The following is a 16,792-nucleotide window of genomic DNA, read 5'->3' on the forward strand; positions in this document are numbered from 1 at the left end:
GTGCACCACCAGGCGCCCCACCAGGAGCACCACCAGGCGCCCCACCAGGAGCACCACCAGGCGCCCCACCAGGAGCACCACCAGGCGCCCCACCAGGCGCCCCACCAGGAGCACCACCAGGCGCCCCACCAGGCGCCCCACCAGGCGCCCCACCAGGAGCACCACCAGGAGCACCACCAGGCGCCCCGCCCGGAGCACCGTGGCCACCGCCCGGCCAGCCGGGCTTCTTCCACTTAGGGAAGCCCTTCGGGAACTGCCCGAGGGGTCCGTACTGGATGCCCTTCATGTACTTGAAGGGATGCTTGTACGCCCCACCGATGTGGTAGTTCCCGTGGACCAGGTACTTCGGCTTGTAGGGCCAGCCCTTGGGCCAGCCGCCCATCCAGTAGTCCCAGTACCAGAAGTCCTCTTCGACCTCGAGGACCCACACCCAGCCGTAGCCGGGGACAAACGCCGGGTAGCAGTAGAAGTCGCTCCAGGCGCCGACTTTCTCGCCCCAGTAGCCAGCCTTCTTGCACTGCCACTGGTTGTTGTAGTAGCCGACCACGTAGTCGTCGTCCCAGCCGATCGCCTGGAGCGGCGACGACGTGGTTTCCGCCATCTCGACGGCCGACGCCGTGACCGGCTTGACAGCCGGCTTGGCAACCGCTGCCGATGTGGGGATCTGTATCCCCAGCAGTCCAGCAGCCGCCAGGCTCATGCTGGCGACTGCCAGCATTCGCTTCGGATTCTTCATGTCACACCTTTTCAGGACAAATCGCCATGACTTGCGTAGCTCACCATGGCCCCGAAACCAGGTCCGGCTTTTAGTGGAAAGCTGACCGTTCGGACGACCCGCCCGGTGTCCGTAGAGTCAAGTTCCGCGCCACCATGTTTAACCCGTAGAACGCTCTGACCAGCGGCTTTATCACTTCCGAAATCCACTTGAGCACTGCGGGCCGACGGGATGTCATAAGCCGGCGGATCAAAAAGGACCGACATAAAGGTCGATGGGGACTTCATGCCTGAACGGATCACTGTCGAGCGGCTCATCCTGGCCGACTCCGCAGGCCGCCATTTCCACCTGATCGAGCCGACCTTCATCGACGCCGGCCAGACATACTGGATCGATCGCGGCACCGATGAGATGTGCGTCGACCGCGGCGACGGCCGCGTCTCACGCCACCCCGGTTACACCTGCCGCGGCCGCTGAGGCCGCCGGGGACGGCACCGTCGGCGTCGCCCGCTCAGCCGGGCGCGGCCCGCACGCCCGGCCCCTGCTCAGCCGGCGTCCTCCGTATCGGGCAGTGCCAGATAGGCCGGTCGCAGCACCTCGGCCACGGGCTGCCCCAGATGGGACAGCCCCGGCGCGTCGAGTTGATCAAGAAGCGCGTCAGGCCGCAGCCCACCGGACGTCCCGGCCACGCCGAGGCCGCCGGTGACATCCGGCCGGGCCGTACCGGCGCGGCGCGCCTGCCCGGCGACGCCGGTGGCTTGCTCAGCAGAGCCCGAGTCCATCCCGGAATCCCCCGAGGCGACACCCGGCACCTCGGATCCGGTGGCGGGCACGGATCCCCAGAAGCTCAGCGGGTCCGCCGCTGGATGACGCACCGTGGCGGGCCCGGCCCCGCCCGTACCCCGACGGCCTCCACCGCCCGTGCCGGTCCGCCCCGAGGCACCCGGATCCGTCCCGTCATCGAAGCCGCCGGAACCACCGGACCCGGCGGAGCCGGAAGAACCAGCGGCTCCGGAGGAACCAGCGGTATCGGTGAACGCGCCGGAAGACCCGTCCGGACCAGCCGCTCCGCCGGAGCCGGAGGCATCGACCGCGGCGGCCTCCCGAAGCCGGCGGAGGCGCATCAGGAGTTCGTCGCGTGGCCGTCCTCGCCAGGTGAAGACCTCGAACGGGTCACTCTCGAACGCCCTGGCCAGGGCATAGCAGGTTGCCGCCAGGTGGGCGCAGGGCTTGGGCCAGCGCTCGCAGGTGCAATCCATCGCCACCTCGTCGAGCGACAGCGGCAGCACACTCAGGCCCGCCCCGGCGAAGATCTCCTCGATCCCCGGCGGCATCCGCCCGTCCAGCAGATCGGCGACATAGCGGGCCTCGGCGACCAGCGCGGTCTCCACCCGGGCCCATTCGGAGGCGCCGAAGGCCCGGACCGCGATCCGGGCCCGGAACGCCTCCGGATCGTCCGGGCCGCGCACGAGGGCGACGACCAGGCTGCCGGACACCGTGAGGCTACGCACGTGACCAGCTCGTTCGTCACGTCGCCCGCGCGCGAACGTCGGCCCCATCCGCAGCGACTCGAACATGCCGAGAAACGCCGGTGAGAAATCGGTCATCGGGCATCTCCGCCACGGACCGGGAAGTGCGGGGGCCGTGGGACACCCGTCCGGAGAACGGTGCGATCAGTCAACGATGGCCTCCGGGGCGAGGGCGAACAGATCGCGGAGTTCCTGGGCGGAGAGGGCACTCAGCCAGCCCTCGCCGGTGCCGACGACGCGTTCGGCGAGGATGCCCTTGTCGGACAGCACCCGGTCAATGCGTTCCTCCAATGTGCCGAGGCAGACCAGGGTGTGCACGTGTACGTCACGGCGCTGACCGATGCGGAACGCCCGGTCGGACGCCTGAGCCTCGGTGGCCGGATTCCACCACCGGTCGATGTGCACGACGTGGTTCGCGGCGGTGAGGTTGAGCCCGGTACCGCCGGCTTTCAGGGACAGCACGAACACGCCCGGCCGTTCGGCTCGCTGGAACTCGGCGACCATCGCGTCGCGGGCACCACGCGGAGTGCCGCCGTGCAGGAACGAGACCGGCACTCCGAACCGCGCCGCGAGATGCGGGGTGAGCATGCCGCCGAACCGCGCGAACTGGGTGAAGCACAGCACGCTCTCCCCCGCCCCGAGCGCGTGATCCACGATCTCCTCGAGGCGGTCGATCTTGCCGGACCGGCCTGGCAGCGGCGAGGCGTCCTTGAGCAGCAGCGCCGGGTGCACACACACCTGCTTCAGTTTGGTCATGGCGGCCAGGACCAGGCCCTTGCGCCACTTCTCGCCCGGTTCGGCGAGTCGCTCGAGCAGGTCGTCGAGGACCGCGCGATAGAGACTCACCTGTTCGAGGGTCATCCCGCACAGATGACGGACATGCCGTTTGGTGGGCAGCTCGGCGGCGATCGCGTGGTCGGCCTTGGTGCGGCGCAGCAGGAACGGCCGGGTGGCCTGCCGCAGCCGGGCCGCGGCGTCCTCCTCCGCGTACCGCTCGATCGGCACGGCGAACCGGGCCCGGAACGTGTGTGCCGACGCCAGGACCCCCGGATTGACGAAGTCGAGGATCGACCAGAGCTCGGCCAGCCGGTTCTCGACCGGAGTGCCGGTCAGCGCGATCCGGTTGCGGGCCGGGAACCGGCGCACCGCTCTGGCGGTGGCCGCACCGCTGTTCTTGATGTGCTGCGCCTCGTCGAGCACCACCCGGTCCCAGGAGATCGCGGCGAGCGCGTCGGCGTCACGGACCGCGGTGGCGTAGGTGGTCAGCACCAGATCGGCCTCGGCGGCGAGCAGCGCGGGGTCGTCGCGGCCCGCGCCGTGCAGCACCCGCACCCGCAGCCCGGGAGCGAACCGCGCCGCCTCCCGCTGCCAGTTGCCGAGCACGGACAGCGGGCAGATCAGCAGCGCCGGACCCGCCCGGTGGTGCAGCAGCAGCGCCAGCAGCTGCACGGTCTTACCCAGCCCCATGTCGTCGGCGAGGCAAGCGCCGAGCCCGAGCGAGTCGAGGAAGGCCAGCCAGGAGAAACCCCGGATCTGGTACGGCCGGAGCTCCCCCTCGAACCCCGCCGGCGACGGCAGCACCTCCAACCGCTGGTCGAGGCGCCCGCTGAGCAGGTCGGCCAGCCACCCCTCGCCACGCGCGTCGGTCACCGGAAGAGGCAGGTCCTCCGGTGGCAGCAGCCGCATCATGCGCAGCGCGTCACCGGCGGTCATCCGGCCCCCGCCGCGCCGCAGGAACGCCAGGCCCGCGGCGAGCCGCTCCGGATCGAGGAACACCCACCGGCCCCGCAGCCGGACCAGCGGCACCTTGGCCCGGGCCAGGTCGGTGAGGTCGTCCTCGGTGAGGGTGCGCCCGCCGAGCGCCAGCCCCCATCGGAAGTCGACGAGTTCCCGCAGCCCGACGGCCCGGTCGCGGAGCACGTGCGAGACCGGGTCACGACCGCGCACCTCCAGTGACAGGCCGAGACTGGGCCGGCGCCGCCACCAGGCCGGCAACAGCACGCCGTAACCGGCCTCCTCCAGCACCGCGGCGTGACTGAGGAACCGGTGCGCGCCCTCGGTGTCGAGCAGCATCTGGCCCGGGTGGGTTCCGCGCAGCGCCTCGGAAAGGGCGGGGTAGAGTCGCGCCGCCCGGCCGAGCCCGGCCAGCAGCCGCTCCTGCGGGTGGGCGGTCCAGCGCCGCAGCGGAGCCGACCGGTCCCGCCACACGTCGGCGGCCGGGACCAGCACACTCGGCTCGTCGACCGCCTGGAGCAGGAACTCGAGCCGCCACACGTCCTCCGGCAGCGGCACCTCGTCGGGCATGACGGGCTCGTGCTCGCGCGGATCGCTCAGCCGGAAGCACACCCGCACCTCGGCGCCGCGGGCCGCCTGTTCGAACCATGCGTCGAGCCGCCCGGCGAGCGTGTCGGCCAGCGGCGCCGCCGCCTCGAACTCGGGCTCGCCGGTCAGCGCCGCGAGCCAGCCGTAGTCGGCGAGGGTCACGCCGGCCTCGGCAAGCCGGGTCCGCACCAGCCCGTCGACCAGCCGCTCCAGCGCGGCCGCGGTCACGCGTGCCGCCTGCTCTCCGGCCGCCCGGCCGGCTCGATCGGCCGGCTCGACGACGCCGGCCAGGGCGGACGGCGGCTGCTCGGCGAGGCACGCCGGGGGCAGGTGATCGAGCAGTGCGGCCCGGCGGACCGCGTCGGAGCCCGTCACCACCGGCCGCCACAGCGCCACCGGCCGGGGACCGTCGATGCGCACGCCGGGGAGCACCCGCCCGCGCCGCACCAGGCCGGCCGCGAACGCGCACAACTCGACGACCCATCGCGCCGAGGGGGCGATCCGGCCGTCGAACTCGGCCACCAGGTCCTCGTCGGCGAACGGCACACCCACCGCCGGCACCCGCCAGGCCCGGGCCCGCGGCGTCCCGCGCCGGGGCGGCAGGCCGAGATGTGGCGAGGGCAGCGGCCCCGAGCCGGTGGACGGCAGGATGACCGTGGCGTCGGGCCGGGAGTCACCGAGCGGTAGCCCGTCGGCCGCGACCGCGAACGGGTGGGGCGGGGCGGCGCCTCGCCCCGCGGTGAAGCCGGTGGCGACCGCACCGTCCTCGGCCCAGAGGCTCAGCCGGCCGTCACTCCCGACGAGTCCGTGCAGCACGCGCACGGCTGCCCCGCCGGCCCGGCTGACCTCGGTCATTCCTGGCCCTGGAAGCGCCGTAACCGGCTGTCGCTGAACATGTCGCCGACTCTAGGCCGCCGGTACGACACTTCCCGTCGCGCCGCCGGCGAATTCGCCCCGCCGGCCCGGATCGTAACCACCGTCACGTCACTGCAGGGTCCACGTGATGTCCGGCGGGCGTACCCGGGCGCATCGCGGGCCACCGTCCGGACCGGTCAGGCCGAGCCGCCCGACCAGGACGCCCTCCCCCGCCGCGGACGCCCGCAGCAGCTCACCGGGCACGTCACCGAACATCAGCTTCGCCCGGCGGAACATCGCGAACTCGCCGGTGGCGGTCGCGCCCCAGCTCAGATAGAGGAACCGGGCACCGGGCCGGCCGTGCACCCAGGGCCCGCCCACGTCGAGGAGGCCGTCCACCTCGCGGGAGTCGACGTCCAGCTCCCAGACGGCACGTTCCTCGTGGACCGGGACCCGGTCGACGACCTCCTGCCGGCGCTGCACACCGACCTGCACGCCGCCGAGCCGCAACGCCTCCCCCTGCGGGGCACCGGCCCGCCCCGGCAGTTCGTCACCCTCGATCCGGATCCGCACGTCCCCGACCTTAGAGACCCCACCAGCCGTACACCAGACACCCCCATGACCGCCCGGCGTACGGCCGGCGGGCCGGGGGGTGGGTGGGTCCGGTACGGGTACGCCGAAGCCCGTGAGCCGCGCCGGGACCTCGCCGGACCGCCCTCTCGCGCTGGTGCCACCCGGGTGGGCGTGGAGATGCGGGACGGCGGAGCCCGTACCGGAAAGGGCGGGGTTGCGGCACGCCGGGCGTGGAGTGCCCGACCGGCGCTAGGGTGCGTTCATGGAGGGTACGGGCGGGGCGTGGTGCGAAGGCGCCGTGCTCCGGTTCCGGTATCCGGATCCGGGGCACCGCCTGGCCGGCGTCCGTCTGCAGTCCTCGGCGTTCCGCGCCGACCTGGAGTTCCGCGACGACGCGGGGGCGTGGGAACTGTGCCGGGAGCGGCCCCCGCTGTGGCGGCTGGACTACCGCCTGGAGCTGACTCACCCCGACGGCTCGCGCGAGGAGGCGACCGCGGGAGAGCTGCGCTGCCCGGACTACGTGGAGCCGGACTGGCTGGACTCGCCGCCCGCACCCGGCCGCTGGAGTTCGGTGGACGAGGCCTGGGTGTGGTCGCCGGAGACGCCGACGGACCGGGTGCTCGTGGCGCACGACGGGCCGGACTACGACCGGCTGGGCGGGCTGGGACGGTTCGCGGCGGCGGCGATCGCGGATCGGCGTGTTCCGCCGTTCCACCTGGTGCTGCTGTCGGCGGCGGACCGGGAACGGCGGTATTCAGCCGACCCGGACTATGCCCGCGAGCTCGCCACGGTGACACTGCCCCGGGTCCGGGCGCGGCTCGGCGGGCGGCCGGTGGTGGGTGCGGGTGTCAGTCTCGGCGCTCTGGCGATGCTGCACGCGCAGTGGCGGCATCCGGAGGGGTTCGCCGGGTTGTTCCTGCAGTCGGGGAGCTTCTTCCAGGCCGCGCTGGACCCCCAGGAGTCGGGCTTCCGGTATTTCCGGCGGATCGCCGGTTTCACCGGACAGCTGCGCCGGGCGGCGGCCGGTCCGGCGGTGCCGGTGACGCTCACCTGCGGGGCGGCGGAGGAGAACCTGGCGAACAACCGGGATCTGGCGGATGTCCTGCGCGAGCGGGGGTACCCCGTGGATCTCGCCGAGAACCCGGACGCACACACCTGGACGGGCTGGCGGGACGCGCTGCATCCGCACCTGACCGGGCTTCTGCGTCGGGTATGGCCGGACTGACCTGAGGGAGGCGACGTGGCCGACGTCGAGCACACCATCGGAATGCTGCTGGGTACCGAGGACGACTGGCCGCGTGCCTACGAGTCGCTGCTGCGGCGGCTCGGGACGGTGACGGATGCGGACGGGCGCAGTCACCGGGCCCGGCCGGTACGGGTGACGATCGAGCCGTTCAATCTGCGCTACAAGCCGAAGCACGACCTGGTCATCGACCGGCTGGCGTACTGGTACTACCACCCGCGCGAGTGGCTCAAGAAGATCGCGCTGATGGACGACGTGTACCTGTTGAACAGCCCGTTCACGTTCCAGTCGATGGAGAAGCACGCCGCGTACTGCGCCATGATGCGGCTCGGGCTCAAGGTGCCGGAGACGGTGCTGGTGCCGTTCAAGAACCCGCTGGAGAATTCCCGGTGGGCATACACGGCGGCCCGGTACAACCGCCCGTTCGATCTGGAGGCGACGGCCGCGGGAGTGGGTTACCCGCTGTGGATGAAGCCGTACGACGGCGGCGCGTGGGTGGGTGTGTCGAAGATCCGGAACGCGGCCGAACTGCACGCCGCCTACGACGCGTCGGGTGAGCGGCTGATGCACCTGCAGGCCTCGGTCGAGGGCTACGACGTGTTCACCCGGTCCCTGAGCATCGGGCCGGAGACGATGGTGATGAAGTTCCGGCCGGAGCAGCCGCTGCACGCCCGCTACGAGGTGGATCACAACTTCCTGTCGGCGGAGGCCGGCGACGAGGTGGTGACGATCTCCCGGCTGGTGAACGCGTTCTTCCGATGGGAGTTCAACAGTTGTGAGTCGCTGGTGCGCGGCGATGACGTGCACCCGATCGACTACGCCAACGCCTGCCCGGACGTGTCCCTGACGTCGCTGCACTACTACTTCCCGTGGGCGATGTCGGCGCTGCTGCGCTGGACGGTGTTCTGTGTGGTGACCGGGCGCCGGCCCCGGCTGGACATGGACACGACGGCGTATTTCGCGATCGCCGACGAGGGCCGGACGTATCAGCAGAAGCTGGAGGGTTACCGCGAGCTGGCGGACGAGTACTTCGAGGTCGAGAGGTACCGGGAGTTCTGCGAGAAGAATCTGGCCGTCGTCGACGACATCGTCTACGACTGGGTCACGTCGGAGGAGTTCCGTTCGCTGCTGCGCGAGACGGTGCGGGCGCACTACCCGGTCCACGAGCACGAGAAGTTCCTGGCCCACTTCGGCGGGCTGACCGATGCGTGGATCCGTGACCAAGGGCGTTGACGCCGCAACATGTCCGCAACCAATATGTGTCCATGCCTCTATGGGAGCGCTCCCTAAAGATAGCCACCATCACCGTCCTCATGGTCGCCGGCGCTTCGGCCCCGGCCCATGCCGAAGAAGTCGAACAGGTCGTCAACGGCGGTTTCGACAGCGGCACCGACCCGTTCTGGACCAATGCGGGCATGACGATCGGCCTGGCCGACGGACGTGCGTGCGTCGATGTCCCGGGCGGCACCGTCAACCGCTGGGACGCCACCGTCGGCCAGAACGACATCGATCTGGTCGCGGGCGAGACGTACCGGTTCAGCTTCGACGCGAGCGGCGACGCCGGCCACGTGGTCCGGGCCGTCACCGGGCTCGCGGTCTCGCCGTACGACACCTATTTCGAGCAGTCGCCCGTCCTCGGCGACTGGACGCACTACGAGTACACGTTCACCGCCAACTCGAGCACAGCGCAGGGTCAGGTCGCGTTCCAGGTCGGCGGCAGCCCCGACCCGTGGCGCTTCTGCCTGGACAACGTCTCGCTGGTCGGCGGCGTGCCGCCGGAGGTGTACGTGCCGGACACCGGCCCGCGGGTGCGGGTCAACCAGGTCGCCTACCTGCCGGACGGACCGAAGGCCGCCACCCTGGTGACCGAGTCGACGACCGCGCTGCCGTGGCAGCTCAAGGACAGGTCCGGCCGAGTCGTGAAGAGCGGCAGGTCGACACCCCGCGGCGTCGATGTGTCCTCGGGACAGAACGTCCACACGATCGACTTCAGTGGCTACCGCCACAAGGCCACCGGCCTCACCCTGACCGCGGACGGCGAGACGAGCCGGCCCTTCGACATCACCAGGCGGGCGTACGACCAGCTGCGCACCGACGCCCTGAAGTTCTACTACACCCAGCGCAGCGGCATCGAGATCCGTGACGACCTGCGGCCCGGGTACGCCCGTCCCGCCGGTCACGTCGACGTGGCCCCGAACCAGGGCGACGGCGCCGTCCCGTGCCAGGCGGGCGTCTGCGACTACACCCTCGACGTGCGCGGCGGCTGGTACGACGCCGGCGACCACGGCAAGTACGTCGTCAACGGCGGTATCTCGGTCTGGGAGCTGCTGGCCGAGTACGAACACAACAAGGGCTCCCGCAGGGTGAGTCTGACCATCCCGGAGAGCGGCAACCGGGTTCCGGACATCCTCGACGAGGCCCGCTGGGAGCTGGAGTTCCTGCTGAGCATGCAGGTCCCGGCCGGCAAGCCGTTCGCCGGCATGGCCCACCACAAGATCCACGACCAGGCGTGGACCGGTCTGCCGCTGCTGCCGCACCTGGACCCGCAGCCGCGTGAGCTGCACCCGGTGTCGACGGCCGCGACCCTGAACCTGGCCGCCACCGGCGCCCAGGCCGCGCGACTGTACAAGCACTACGACCGGGCGTTCGCCGCCGAGGCGCTCGCCGCGGCCCGTACCGCCTACGACGCGGCCAAGGCCAACCCGGACCGGCTCGCCCCGGAGTCCGACGGTGTCGGCGGCGGCGCGTACAACGACGCCAAGGTGTCCGACGACTTCTACTGGGCGGCGGCCGAGCTGTACCTGACCACCGGCGAGAAGAAGTACGCGGCCGACATCCTGGCCAGCCCGGAGCACACCGCCGACGTGTTCGGGCCGGTCGCGTTCGACTGGGCGTCCACCGCCGCGGCCGCGAAGATCGACCTGGCGCTGGTGCGGAACCGGCTGCCCGGCCTGCACAAGGTCAAGGCTCAGGTGGTCGCGGGCGCCGACAAGTACCTGGCGATCCAGCGGCAGCACCCGTACGGCGTCGCCTACGCCCCCGCGAACAACGTGTGGGACTGGGGCTCCAGCAGCGTCATCGCCAACAACCTGGTCGTCGTCGCGGCAGCCGAGCGGATCACCGGCAAGCAGCGGTACCGCGACGGCCTGCTCACCGGCCTGGACTACCTGTTCGGCCGCAACGCGCTGAACATCTCCTACGTCACCGGGTACGGCGAGGTCGCCTCGCAGAACCAGCACAGCCGCTGGTACGCCGCGCAGCTCGACCCGTCGCTGCCGCACCCGCCGGCCGGCACCCTTTCCGGCGGCCCGAACTCGTCCATCCAGGACCCGGTGGCGCAGAGCCTGCTGAAGGGCTGCACCGGCCAGTTCTGCTACGTCGACGACATCGGCTCCTGGGCGACCAACGAGCTGACCATCAACTGGAACGCGGCCCTGGCCCACCTGATCGGGTACGTGTCCGAACTCGACTGACACACCACGCGGTGCGGGTTCCTCCTAGGCTGAGTCACGAGCGAGGCTGGGAGGGACCCGTGCGAGCGATCACATTCGCCACCGATCTGTACGTCAACCGCCTGTCCACCGCCTACCACGGATATGTCCGGCGCGACCCGATGAGCCTGATGCGCCTGGCTCCGGGTCGCGCCGACCCGTACACCATCTATGAATCGCTCCGGGCCGAGGGCGACCTGGTGCCGACCCGGCTCGGCAACTTCGTGAGCCCGGCCCACGCCGTCTGCAACGCGGTGCTGCGCGACCGCCGGTTCGGGGTGCGGGCCAGCGCGACCACCGGCACGCTGCCCACCGAGAACCAGGTCGACATGTCGTTCCTGGACCGGGACCCGCCCGACCACACCCGGCTGCGGCGCCTGGCCCAGCCGTCGTTCGGTCCGAAGCAGATCGCCGCGTTCCGTCCCCAGGTCGAGCAGACGGTCGACAAGCTTCTCGCCCGCGCCCTCGAGTCCGGAACGTTCGACCTGGTCAGCGCGTTCGCGGCGCCGCTGCCGATCGCGGTGATCAGCGACCTGCTCGGTGTCCCGGACGCGGAGACGGCGCGGTTCGCCGAGCACGGCGCGGTCATCGGCAGCGCCCTCGACGGCGTCCGCTCGCTGCGGCACGCCGCACGGCTGATGACGGCCAGCAACGAGCTCGACGACGTGTTCATCGGTCTGCTCGCCGCACGGCGGGCCGCACCGCAACCGGGCGACGATGTGGTGGGCCGGATCCTCGCGGGCGAGGGCGACCAGATCCAGCAGCGGGAGATCCTGCCGATGCTGCGGCTGCTGCTGGTCGCCGGGTTCGAGACGACGGTCAATCTGATCGGCAACGCGGTCAACGCGCTGCTCGGCCACCCGGAGCAGTGGCGGGCGCTCTGCGACGACCCGGCGGGCCTGGCCGCCGCGGCGGTCGAGGAGACCCTGCGCTGGGATCCGCCGGTGCAGCGGACCGCCCGCTGTGCCCTCGAGGAGGCCGAGATCGCCGGGCGTACGGTCCGGCCGGGCCAGTTCGTCGTCACCCTGATCGGCGGCGCCAACCGTGATCCGGCCGTCTGGACGGACGCGGCCCGGTTCGACATCCACCGCCCGCCGGAAGCCGACCACCTGGCCTTCTCCAGCGGCATCCACTACTGCGTCGGTGCTCCGCTGGCCCGTCTCGAGGCGACGATCGCGTTGCAGCGGCTCGCCGAGCGGATGCCCGGCCTGCGGCGTGCCGGAACGATCCGCCGCCGCAGCTCGGGCCTGATCCGCGGGCCGATCCACTTCCCGGTCGCGTCTGCCTAGGGCCGGTGCCGGGCGGACCTGCGGGGTCGAGCGGGCGAAGATGACGTACGTTGCCTCACAACAGCGAACTGGACTGAGGAGGGTTGGTCGTGGCGTACGACTCGGAAACCGCCGGGCGCGTCCGGGCCGCGCTGGCCGGTCGACAGGTCCGCGAGGTCAAGATGTTCGGCGGGCTGGCCTTCATGGTGGACGAGCGGATGGTCGTCTGCGTCTCGGCGGGTGGCTCCGACCTGCTCGTGCGGGTATCACCGGACAGCGACGCGCAGCACCTGGAGAGGCCCGGTGCGGCACGCGCCGAGATGGGCAGGGATCGTTCGATGGGCAAGGGGTGGATCACGGTCGACAAGAGGGCCTTCGCTGATGAGAAGGACTTCGCGTACTGGATGACGGCGGCGCTGTCCTTCCACGCGCACGGCTCGGGCGAAAAGCAATCGACGAGGTCCAGGAGCAACATCAGGTAGCGCAACCATTTCGACACGATTCAGCGGCGGGCTCCGCACCGGCGGCCACGTCCGGCGAACCGGGCCACCGGCCGGTCCGCCCGGACCCGTCACAGCCGGTAGTTTCGCGGGCCCGGAGCCGAGGGCAGGCCGAACAGGCCGGTCAGGCCGGTGATCCGCAGCTGCCGGAACACGAATTCGCTCGGATTGCGCAGCACGAACCCCGCGCCCACGTCCCGCGCCGCGTCGTGGCCGGCGACGAGCATGCCGATGCCGACCGAGTCCATGAACGTCACGAATGTCAGATCGACGATCATCAGGCGCGGCCGATCGCGGTGCAGGGTGTCCAGCAGGGCCGCGCGCACCCCTTCGACGCCGGCGGCGTCGAGGCTCCCCCGCAGCTCGACGACGGTCGCGCCATCGGCCTGGCGCCGGGTCGTCATCACGGCCTCGCCCATCATGCGTCCTTTGCTCCGGCACCGGTCCCGTCCGGGTCGAAGGCTCCCGCACAAGCGGACGGACACGGCGCACACGGCGTACGCCTGAGAAGGTTTCAGGGGGGTCGAACGACGGAAACCGCAACCGGAGCAACGGATTTCGGCGCATCGCGCCGATCAGCTTGCGACACGGGACGCCGCCGGGTGACGGTGGCAGGCAGGTTACGGAGAGGAGTCTGTCGATGGCGAGACACGGAATCTTCGCGATCCGCGACGTCGGCTCGCTGGTCGGCGAGACGGCGACGGAGGGCACCCAGCTCAAGCGCGCGGTCGGGACCACCCAGCTCACGGCCATGGGCGTCGGCGCGATCATCGGCACCGGCATCTTCGTGGTGATCGGTGAGGGAGCGTCGATCGCCGGTCCGGCGGTCATCCTGTCGTTCGTGCTGGCGGCCGTCGCGTGTGCGTTCTCGGCGCTCTCCTACGCCGAGCTGGCATCATCGATCCCGGTCTCCGGCAGCGCCTACACCTACGCCTATGCCACTCTCGGCGAGCTGGTCGCCTGGATCATCGGCTGGGACCTGATCCTCGAGTACGGGGTGTCGGTCGCGGCCATCGCGGTCGGCTGGGGCGGCAACCTCAACGCGTTCCTCGACGCGGCGTTCGGGTTCGCCCTGCCGGACGCGATCTCGGCCCCTCCCGAGGAGGGCGGCGTCGTCAATCTGCCGGCCGCCCTGATCGTCCTGGCGATCACGTTCCTGCTGGTCCGCGGCGTCACCGAAAGCGTCAAGGCCAACCTGGTGATGGTCGTGATCAAGCTGGCCGTGCTGGTGTTCTTCATCGTGGTGGCGTTCGCGAACTTCGGCACCGGCAACTTCACCCCGTTCGCGCCGGAGGGGGTGGACGGCATCACCTCGGCGGCGGCGATCATCTTCTTCGCGTACATCGGCTTCGACGCCGTCTCCACCGGCAGTGAGGAGGCCAAGAACCCGGCCCGGGACCTGCCGGTGGCCATTCTCGGCTCGCTGGCCATCTGCACGGTGTTCTATGTGCTCACGGTGGTCGGCGCGATCGGCATCGCGAGCCCGGCGCAGATGAGCGACTCGGACGCGCCGCTGGCCGCGGCTCTGGACCAGGGCGCCGGCCTGAACTGGGCGGCCGCGATCCTGGCGCTCGGGGCGGTCGTCGCGATCACCAGCGTGGTGCTTGTCATCTTCTACGGCCAGACCCGGATCTTCTTCGCCATGTGCCGTGACGGCCTGCTGCCGCGGCGCCTCGCGGCGGTCAACCAGCGGTACGGGACGCCGGCGCGCCTGACCGTCGTCCTCGGTCTGCTGATCGCCGTGCTCGCGGCGCTGGTCCCGCTCGGCACCATCGTCGAACTGGTCAACATCGGCACGCTGTTCGCCTTCGTCCTGGTCAACATCGGCGTGATCGTGCTCCGGCGGACCCGTCCGGACATGCCGCGGCCGTACCGGGTCCCGTGGTCGCCGGTGCTGCCGCTGCTCGGCGTGGCGTTCGCCGTCTACCTGATGACCGACCTGCCGCTGGACACCTGGCTGCGGTTCATGCTCTGGATGGCGGCGGGCCTGCTCATCTACTTCCTCTACGGGTACCGCCACTCCCGCCTGCGTTGATCCGAGCGCGACGAGCCGCACGGGGCCTCCTGTCACGGGGAGGCCCCAGGTGCGGTTCCCCGGTCAGCTCGCGCGGTGCCGGCCGACGTGGTCGTCGGCCACCGCGGAGGTCGGCGCCTCGGCGGCCCGCTCGTTCCAGGGCGACACCGTGGACGTGCGGGTGGGCGGCGAGATGTCGCGCAGCGGGACGAAGACGCGCGCGTCCACCGCCTCGGCCAGCAGCAGGGCGGCGACCAGGGCGGTGGGCCGTTCCGCGGGGTCGCGGGCCAGGCAGCGGGAGCAGAGGTCGAGGATCTCGGGCGGCAGGAAGTCCAGGTGCGGCAGCGGTTCCGGGTCGGCGAACCGCTGTGCCGTCACCATCTCGGTGTGGGTGCGCGCCGACCATGGCAGCCGTCCGGACAGGCAGTGGTAGAGCAGGGTGCCGAGCGCGAACATGTCGGCGGCCGGGGTGGCCGGGTGCCCGTCGAAGCGTTCCGGGGCGATGTAGGCGGGGGTGCCCATCACCGGGCCGTCCGGGTCCGGGTCGGGGGTGCCGATCACGGCGGCGATACCGAAGTCGAGGACCTTGGCGCCGGAGGGGGTGAGCATGATGTTCGCCGGTTTGATGTCGCGGTGCACGACGTTCTCGGCGTGGGCGGCGGCCAGGGCGGCCGCCACCTCGGCGCAGATCCGCACGCCGATGCGCCAGTCGAGGGGTCCCGCGGCGAGGTGCTCGCTCAGGGTCTGCCCTTCGACGAGCTCCATGACGATGTACGGGACCTCGCGGTCGGCACCCGGCGAGGTGCCGAAGTCGTGCACCCCGGCGACGTTCGGGTGGGCGAGCCGGGCGGCGGAGCGGGCCTCGGCGCGGACCAGGGCCACACCGGTCTCGCCGAGGGTGCCCTCGACCGCCGGGGTCATGATCTTCACGGCGACGGGGCGGTCGAGCACGCGGTCGTGCCCGCGCCACACCTCCGACATTCCGCCCAGGCCGATCCGGTCGACCAGCCGATATCGGCCGCCCAGCGTCCGCATCCGCACCCCCTGTGTCGCGCGTCAAGGGTTGCCGTTACCCGGAGCGGCCGGGCACAAACGCCGTCCGCGGTGCACGGCGTTCGATGGAGCTCGGAACCAGTCGTTCGTGGTACGGAAATGGCGGAGCCGGTTTCCTTGTGGGAAAGGGCTCCGCCATATCGACAGTGCGGCCGTTTCTCTGCACGCGCCTGACGCCGGGCACTACGTTAGGTCATCGCCGCCGGGGACTCGAAACGGCCCCCAGCAGGGGTGATTACGCTCTCAACTGATCATCCTGCGCCCGTACGCGGACACTGTGGGTGACCGGATCTCAGAACAGTTCGGTACGCAGGTCGTGCGCCCCGTCGTGACGGGTGGCCTCGTAGTAGAGCCGCTGCCGGCCGTCCGGCAGTGCGACGATGCTGAGATACCGCAGACCGTGCGGTTCGTGCGGGCTGCCGACGGGCTCCCGGTCCTCGGCGGTGAGCTCGCCGAACGTGCCGTCAGCCAGGCGCACACCGTGCGCGACACCGGTCCGTTCCTCCCAGTTCTCCCCCGCCGTGGCGCGGCCGTCGTAGGAGGCGGTGATCCGATCGCCGTCGACCACGACCGACGAGATCCGGACCCCGCGGGCGTCCCAGGCGCCGGGCCGGCCGGCCAGCGCGGTCCGCACCCAGGTCCAGTGCACGCCGTCGGGGCTGGTGGCGTACTCGGTGGTCATCCGGTCCGCGTCGTCCCAGGACTCCAGCGGATGCACCGACGCCCACAGGTGCCAGCCGTGCTCGTCGTGGTGCAGCACCGGATCCTTGACGCCCACGGTCTCGTCACCGGCCAGCACGGTCCGGGCCGGGGCGTCGGCCAGACCCTCCGGGGTGGCGGCCTCGAGCAGGTCGACGCGCCAGTGCTTGGTGCCGGGCGTGGCGGCACTGACATAGAGCCGCCACCGGCCCTCCGGGGTACGGACCAGGGCGGGCCGTTCCAGCGACTCGGCGCCGAAGCGGTCCTTGCCGATCTCGGCCACGACCGTGAAGTCGATACCGTCGGCGGAACGGGCCACCACGTTGGCGATCCCGCGGCCGGCACCGATCGGCAGGCGCAGCCGGTACGCGAGGTAGACGTACCCGTCGGCGGTGATCGTGCTCGGGGCGCCGGACCAGGCGCCGGGTTCGGTGCCGGGCGGCTCCACCACCACGGTGGAGTCCTCCCAGCCGGGCAGGGGCAGCGTGGTAACTCCGATGGTCAAGACGACTCCCCGGGGGTAGGCGGCA

At 71.3% G+C, this 16,792-nt stretch carries 14 protein-coding genes; 7 read left to right on the plus strand and 7 right to left on the minus strand.

The features are described from left to right. On the minus strand, positions 1 to 736 hold a 736-nt coding region (locus tag AB0G04_RS22190), incomplete at its 3' end, for a hypothetical protein (RefSeq protein WP_360985663.1). 264 nt (positions 737 to 1,000) lie between these two features. Between AB0G04_RS22190 and AB0G04_RS22195 the strand changes: the two genes are divergently transcribed. Continuing rightward, positions 1,001 to 1,192 carry a hypothetical protein gene (locus tag AB0G04_RS22195; RefSeq protein WP_360985666.1) on the plus strand — a complete coding sequence of 64 codons (192 nt, stop codon included), beginning with the start codon at positions 1,001 to 1,003 and terminating at the stop codon, positions 1,190 to 1,192. A gap of 68 nt (positions 1,193 to 1,260) precedes the next feature. Here the strand turns inward: AB0G04_RS22195 and AB0G04_RS22200 are convergent, their stop codons facing one another. From AB0G04_RS22200 to AB0G04_RS22210, 3 genes are all read right to left on the minus strand, one after another. Next, positions 1,261 to 2,322 (minus strand): hypothetical protein, encoded by a 1,062-nt coding sequence (locus tag AB0G04_RS22200; RefSeq protein WP_360985669.1) that lies wholly within the window; start codon positions 2,320 to 2,322, stop codon positions 1,261 to 1,263. Between the two features lie 66 nt (positions 2,323 to 2,388). Further along, positions 2,389 to 5,421, minus strand: a complete 3,033-nt coding sequence (locus tag AB0G04_RS22205) for an SNF2-related protein (RefSeq protein WP_360985672.1) — start codon at positions 5,419 to 5,421, stop codon at positions 2,389 to 2,391. Positions 5,422 to 5,550: 129 nt separating this feature from the next. Then, positions 5,551 to 5,994, minus strand: a complete 444-nt coding sequence (locus AB0G04_RS22210) for a DUF5990 family protein (RefSeq protein WP_360985675.1) — start codon at positions 5,992 to 5,994, stop codon at positions 5,551 to 5,553. 262 nt (positions 5,995 to 6,256) lie between these two features. Between AB0G04_RS22210 and AB0G04_RS22215 the strand changes: the two genes are divergently transcribed. The 5 genes from AB0G04_RS22215 (at position 6,257) to AB0G04_RS22235 (ending at position 12,478) form a co-directional block, all read left to right on the plus strand. Further along, on the plus strand, positions 6,257 to 7,219 hold the full coding sequence (locus AB0G04_RS22215) for an alpha/beta hydrolase-fold protein (RefSeq protein ID WP_360985678.1): 963 nt from the start codon (positions 6,257 to 6,259) through the stop codon (positions 7,217 to 7,219). A 15-nt stretch (positions 7,220 to 7,234) separates the two neighbouring features. Beyond that, the gene (locus tag AB0G04_RS22220) at positions 7,235 to 8,470 is read left to right on the plus strand and encodes a hypothetical protein (RefSeq protein WP_360985681.1); all 1,236 of its coding nucleotides are present in this window, start codon (positions 7,235 to 7,237) and stop codon (positions 8,468 to 8,470) included. An 80-nt stretch (positions 8,471 to 8,550) separates the two neighbouring features. Beyond that, entirely contained in the window at positions 8,551 to 10,710 is a 2,160-nt protein-coding gene (locus AB0G04_RS22225) for a glycoside hydrolase family 9 protein (protein WP_360986033.1), read from the plus strand. Positions 10,711 to 10,769: 59 nt separating this feature from the next. After that, the gene (locus AB0G04_RS22230; RefSeq protein ID WP_360985684.1) at positions 10,770 to 12,017 is read left to right on the plus strand and encodes a cytochrome P450; all 1,248 of its coding nucleotides are present in this window, start codon (positions 10,770 to 10,772) and stop codon (positions 12,015 to 12,017) included. A gap of 89 nt (positions 12,018 to 12,106) precedes the next feature. Then, a complete protein-coding gene (locus tag AB0G04_RS22235) occupies positions 12,107 to 12,478 on the plus strand; it encodes a TfoX/Sxy family protein (protein WP_360985687.1) in 372 nt (123 codons plus the stop codon). An 89-nt stretch (positions 12,479 to 12,567) separates the two neighbouring features. Here AB0G04_RS22235 and AB0G04_RS22240 read toward each other — a convergent pair whose 3' ends face one another. Then, positions 12,568 to 12,915 (minus strand): STAS domain-containing protein, encoded by a 348-nt coding sequence (locus AB0G04_RS22240; protein WP_360985690.1) that lies wholly within the window; start codon positions 12,913 to 12,915, stop codon positions 12,568 to 12,570. 221 nt (positions 12,916 to 13,136) lie between these two features. Between AB0G04_RS22240 and AB0G04_RS22245 the strand changes: the two genes are divergently transcribed. Continuing rightward, complete coding sequence (locus tag AB0G04_RS22245) at positions 13,137 to 14,531, plus strand: amino acid permease (RefSeq protein ID WP_360985693.1); 1,395 nt, start codon at positions 13,137 to 13,139, stop codon at positions 14,529 to 14,531. Between the two features lie 63 nt (positions 14,532 to 14,594). On the opposite strand, the gene AB0G04_RS22250 is transcribed toward AB0G04_RS22245, so the two are convergent. Continuing rightward, positions 14,595 to 15,545, minus strand: a complete 951-nt coding sequence (locus AB0G04_RS22250) for a serine/threonine-protein kinase (protein ID WP_360985696.1) — start codon at positions 15,543 to 15,545, stop codon at positions 14,595 to 14,597. Between the two features lie 310 nt (positions 15,546 to 15,855). Then, positions 15,856 to 16,767 carry a hypothetical protein gene (locus AB0G04_RS22255; RefSeq protein ID WP_360985699.1) on the minus strand — a complete coding sequence of 304 codons (912 nt, stop codon included), beginning with the start codon at positions 16,765 to 16,767 and terminating at the stop codon, positions 15,856 to 15,858. Between the last annotated feature and the right edge of the window lie 25 nt (positions 16,768 to 16,792).

It is taken from the genome of Actinoplanes sp. NPDC023801 (genome assembly GCF_040639655.1).
Taxonomy (GTDB): Bacteria; Actinomycetota; Actinomycetes; order Mycobacteriales; family Micromonosporaceae; genus Actinoplanes.

What these genes read in the sequence shown, in the direction of transcription:
- AB0G04_RS22195 (WP_360985666.1), top strand. Translation starts at nt 1,001, where the DNA reads ATGCCTGAACGGATCACTGTCGAGCGGCTCATCCTGGCCGACTCCGCA.
- AB0G04_RS22200 (WP_360985669.1), bottom strand. Translation starts at nt 2,322, where the DNA reads ATGACCGATTTCTCACCGGCGTTTCTCGGCATGTTCGAGTCGCTGCGG.
- AB0G04_RS22205 (WP_360985672.1), bottom strand. Translation starts at nt 5,421, where the DNA reads ATGACCGAGGTCAGCCGGGCCGGCGGGGCAGCCGTGCGCGTGCTGCAC.
- AB0G04_RS22215 (WP_360985678.1), top strand. Translation starts at nt 6,257, where the DNA reads ATGGAGGGTACGGGCGGGGCGTGGTGCGAAGGCGCCGTGCTCCGGTTC.
- AB0G04_RS22225 (WP_360986033.1), top strand. Translation starts at nt 8,551, where the DNA reads ATGGTCGCCGGCGCTTCGGCCCCGGCCCATGCCGAAGAAGTCGAACAG.
- AB0G04_RS22240 (WP_360985690.1), bottom strand. Translation starts at nt 12,915, where the DNA reads ATGGGCGAGGCCGTGATGACGACCCGGCGCCAGGCCGATGGCGCGACC.
- AB0G04_RS22245 (WP_360985693.1), top strand. Translation starts at nt 13,137, where the DNA reads ATGGCGAGACACGGAATCTTCGCGATCCGCGACGTCGGCTCGCTGGTC.
- AB0G04_RS22250 (WP_360985696.1), bottom strand. Translation starts at nt 15,545, where the DNA reads ATGCGGACGCTGGGCGGCCGATATCGGCTGGTCGACCGGATCGGCCTG.